Consider the following 4,060-nt stretch of genomic DNA (forward strand, 5'->3'; position numbering starts at 1 on the left):
TAAATGTCTGGTTCCTGGTTTTTAATTGTATTATTATTTACCTTTTGCTTCAGTACAGCTATGTAGTTCTTTATGCTTCATAATGAAGTGCGGAATACGGGTTTAATTCAATTTGAAGGAGTAACACTCTATTTTGATTATGATGCAACGAAATTGCAACTCAATCAAATTGAGCTACCACCGGAATTAGCACAGGATTGGAAATTAGTTCAAGAAGATACTCGTGGCAGAGTGAAGTTAATTTTAGAGCGCCAGAACAATGGAATTCAAAAATACAGTGATTCTGGCAACTCCTCGAAGATTACTTACAGCACCAGCGATATTACCGCAATTGCGATCGCTAATCTGCAATTCACTGCCAAACAAAATCTCACGGAGTCCGATTCTTTAGTTGCGGCCTTGGGTCAGTTTTCTAAAGCATCTGTTAATAGCCGCTTGTTATCGTTTGCTAATCTTGCAACCAGCTTTGGCAGTATCAGCGGTCATATTTTCAATGATGTTAACGGTAACGGAATCAAGGAAACTGAGGAATCTTACCTCACTGCTTGGAAGGTTTATCTTGATACCAACAATAATAGCCAATTCGATACCAATGAAATTAACGCCCTCACAGACAGCCAAGGAAACTACAGCTTTAGCGACATTGAGCAAGGTACTTATATTGTTAGGCAGGTAGTACAGGAAGGATGGCAACAAACTTTCCCAACACAGACACAGGTGATTGGTTTGTCGCCAACATCTAATAATTCGGCAGTTTCAGGGAATGCGGCTGCTGATGCTCTGACTCGTTTAGATGCGTTCCGTAACGATCCGCGATTTGCAGACATCAATGGCAAAGGGTTTACTTCCGTTGTAATTGATACAGGAATTGATGTTAATCATCCCTTCTTTGGTCTTGATGCTAATAAAAATGACATTGCAGACCGCATTATTTATCAGCAAGATTTTGTCGATGGTGACCTGGATGCTACCGATTTAGATGGTCATGGCTCCCACATTGCCAGTATTATTGCTTCTTCTGATAAAATTTACCCTGGTGTTGCTCCTGGTGCCAATTTGATTGCTTTGCGGGTGGGTAAAGATTTCGCCGCTATTAAGGAAGCTTTACAGTGGGTACAAGCGAATGCAGCTAAGTACAATGTCGCCAACGTTAACTTATCTTTGAGCGATGAGAAAAATTGGCTAAATGCTGATGGGCGATACAACATTAACGATGAGTTAGCCGCCCTCGCTGCCCAGAATATAATTGTTACTGCTGCAGCTGGCAATGAATTTGCTCAGTATGACGAGCAACCCGGTTTAGCTTATCCTGCTGCTGATGCTAATACCATTGCTGTGGGAGCAGTTTGGAGCCGTAATGCTGGCGAAACTATGCAAACGCAGAATGGAGCCATTGACTATAGTACTGCGAGCGATCGCATTGCTAGTTTTTCTCAAAGAAACAAAAATTTACTAGATATTCTGGCTCCTGGTACAGAATTGGTAGGAGCTAACGCCACAGGTAGTAACACCACCCTGAGCGGTACTAGCCAAGCATCAGCCTATATCGCTGGCGTATCTTTGCTAGCTCAAGAACTGGCGATGCGGGAATTAAACCGCAAGTTAAGCGTTGAAGAGTTCCGCAATCTACTGCAAACAACTGGGGTAATGCTTCAAGATGGCGATGATGAAGATGATAATGTCATCAACACTGGTCTAACTTTTCCTCGCGTAGATGTGCTGGCCTTAGGCGAAAGCATCCTTGCTTTGAAATCAGGCAGTTCTCCCAAGGCTATGTCGGTTACGGCTGTTCCATCTGGTAGTGTGGCTCCCGCCAGCAATAGCAACTCTAATGGAGCCGTTGTGGTCACGGTTGCACCTGGGGAAAATATTACAGATGCTAACTTTGGCAATCAATCTCTTGCGCCTAGTTTGACTGTCAGCGAACAGGGTAATAACCTTCTGCGCTTACATGGAGACCTTAATCGTGCCAAGTTAGAGTTGGCATTAACTAGCAAACACATTGGTAAAGGCAACATTCACGAGATGGGATTGTTTGTTGTAGATGATACATCTATGCGTGTCAATGGCTTACTCCCCAATGACCCTGGTTATTTACAAGCAGCTCTCAGCCGCAGCCAGACAATATTTTCTGTCATTCCTGATGAGTTTGTACCCCACCCAACACGCTATTTAGAAAACTTCCAAGGTAGATTACTCTCATTTTATTTAGTTCAGGATGGTAGTACTGATGAAGTACTAAATAATCCAAGCAGTGGGAAGAAAGTTCTATTTGGTTCTGCTGTTAATAATGGGTTACAAATTCAAAAACTAGATAGTAATCTATTCCGCCTAACTTTTGAAGACCAACTTGGCGATTCTAACCCAGACTTAACGCTGGATGTACGCCTCACAGAAACAGCCCTTCCTCTGGGTAGCAAATTACAAGGCAAAATTGAGCGAGAGCTAATTGATTTTACAGACTTTAAGGGTCAATCAATTCAAGCTGTATTGCCCATTGTCAAGAGCGAAGCAGCTTATAAGAATACTGTAGGCTTCTATCAAGTAGAAAATGAACAAGGTACAGTATTAGACACCCTTACAGGTCAATTGCTCAATCCAGGAGATAGCGGTTACACACAAGCAGCCCTACGTAGTGCTTCAGCCAATGGCATGAGTTTTAATCACCAAAGTGAAGGCATGAGCTATCTTTTGCAAGGTGGTTCTATCTTCGCTCCCTTCATTATTGCTAACGGTACAATGCAGCAAATGCTTGACTCAGATATTAGTAATGATGTGTCAGTGTACTTTAGCTACCACGGAGCTAATAAGGATGGCGTAGATCATATTCGTCTCTTAGGAAACAACACTTGGGGGTTTGAAGACCTTGTAGGTGGTGGTGATAAAGACTTTAATGACATCGTCGTTCAAGCAAAATTTCAAGTTATTTCCCAGACTTAGCTGTCTATATGCCAACTAATACCAATTTCAACAATAATGGCGATAAGCTGTTAAACATATAACAAAGCACATTGAAGCCGCAGGAAGGGAGTAAGGGAGAGGGTTTGCTGCTTTTACTAACATGAAAATGATGTAATTTTAATGAGGATTAGCTTATATGGATTGGTAGAAATCTAATACAGAAAGTAATTCCCAATCCGTCTTGGAAAGTTTTACGGCAGTTGCTATCTCCCATGAGCAACTGCTGAACCAGAAGGGCGGATGAATTGCAGGGGTTTCAGAGACCGCACTTCTTGAAGATTTAGCGGTCTGCAATTAGTGGCAGGTCTGAATCCCCCATTTATTGATTCAGAATCCTGAATTCTGAATCAACATCTTTCCTCAGTTACTGTAAAATTTAAGGCTAATCTCATCAGTTATGCTTTTTAGCCGATGAAGATACTCAATAACTGTGAAAATATGGTAGACATTCGAGCCGAAATGGTCAGGCTAGACTGTCAAGTTGTTGCACTAATTAGTTAGCATTTATGAGTAACCCTATTTCACAGGAACAAGAGCCAGACTTTCATTTATCTATTCAAGAGAGTCTAAAACAGCTTTCTGCTCAATTGGGGTCTCCTTTGGACGAAACATCAGTTATGCAAATATACCAGAATGCATCCGAACTACTGAGCCACCTTTCCCCATCACCCGTAACTTTTGCCCGTGTTGCAGGAACACTACTGGTTTACCAACTCCAAAACACAGAACCCGAAGAGATCAAGTGGTTCAATACCCAGGTGAAACAATGCTTGGACGAAGAAGAAGTTGAAGAGTTGATTGAATCCATATATCGCACTGATGCTTTGTGACTGCTCCACGCGATGCCTGCGGCGGGCGGGTACGCCATCGCAGCGGTTAAACTACAGAGAAAGCTGGAAATAGTTCTGCTATCTTTGCTTTGGAGGCGCGAACGCCTCGAATAAAATCTTTCTGCAAGTGCTTAACTTTTCATCCTCACCCAAAGTTGCCAAGAACCTTATTATGGTCTTGATTGCAGTTTAATCACTTTCTTTTTCAAACGACACAGATGGCATCACAAGACGCAAGAAAAGAAGCACCAGCAACCCAGCGTAACCGC

At 42.4% G+C, this 4,060-nt stretch carries 2 protein-coding genes; both read left to right on the forward strand.

All coding sequences use genetic code 11. The features are described 5' to 3' along the window. The first annotated feature begins 72 nt into the window (after positions 1-72). On the forward strand, positions 73-2,940 hold the full coding sequence (locus tag H6G41_RS34250; RefSeq protein ID WP_190752818.1) for a S8 family serine peptidase: 2,868 nt from the start codon (positions 73-75) through the stop codon (positions 2,938-2,940). Between the two features lie 527 nt (positions 2,941-3,467). Then, positions 3,468-3,791, forward strand: coding sequence for a hypothetical protein (locus tag H6G41_RS34255; RefSeq protein ID WP_190752820.1), 324 nt, complete (start codon positions 3,468-3,470; stop codon positions 3,789-3,791). The last annotated feature ends 269 nt before the right edge of the window (positions 3,792-4,060 follow it).

This window comes from Tolypothrix sp. FACHB-123, assembly GCF_014697075.1.
Classification (GTDB): Bacteria; Cyanobacteriota; Cyanobacteriia; order Cyanobacteriales; family Nostocaceae; genus Aulosira.

Coding starts and splice junctions, on each gene's coding strand:
- H6G41_RS34250 (WP_190752818.1), top strand. CDS start 73: ATGCTTCATAATGAAGTGCGGAATACGGGTTTAATTCAATTTGAAGGA.
- H6G41_RS34255 (WP_190752820.1), top strand. CDS start 3,468: ATGAGTAACCCTATTTCACAGGAACAAGAGCCAGACTTTCATTTATCT.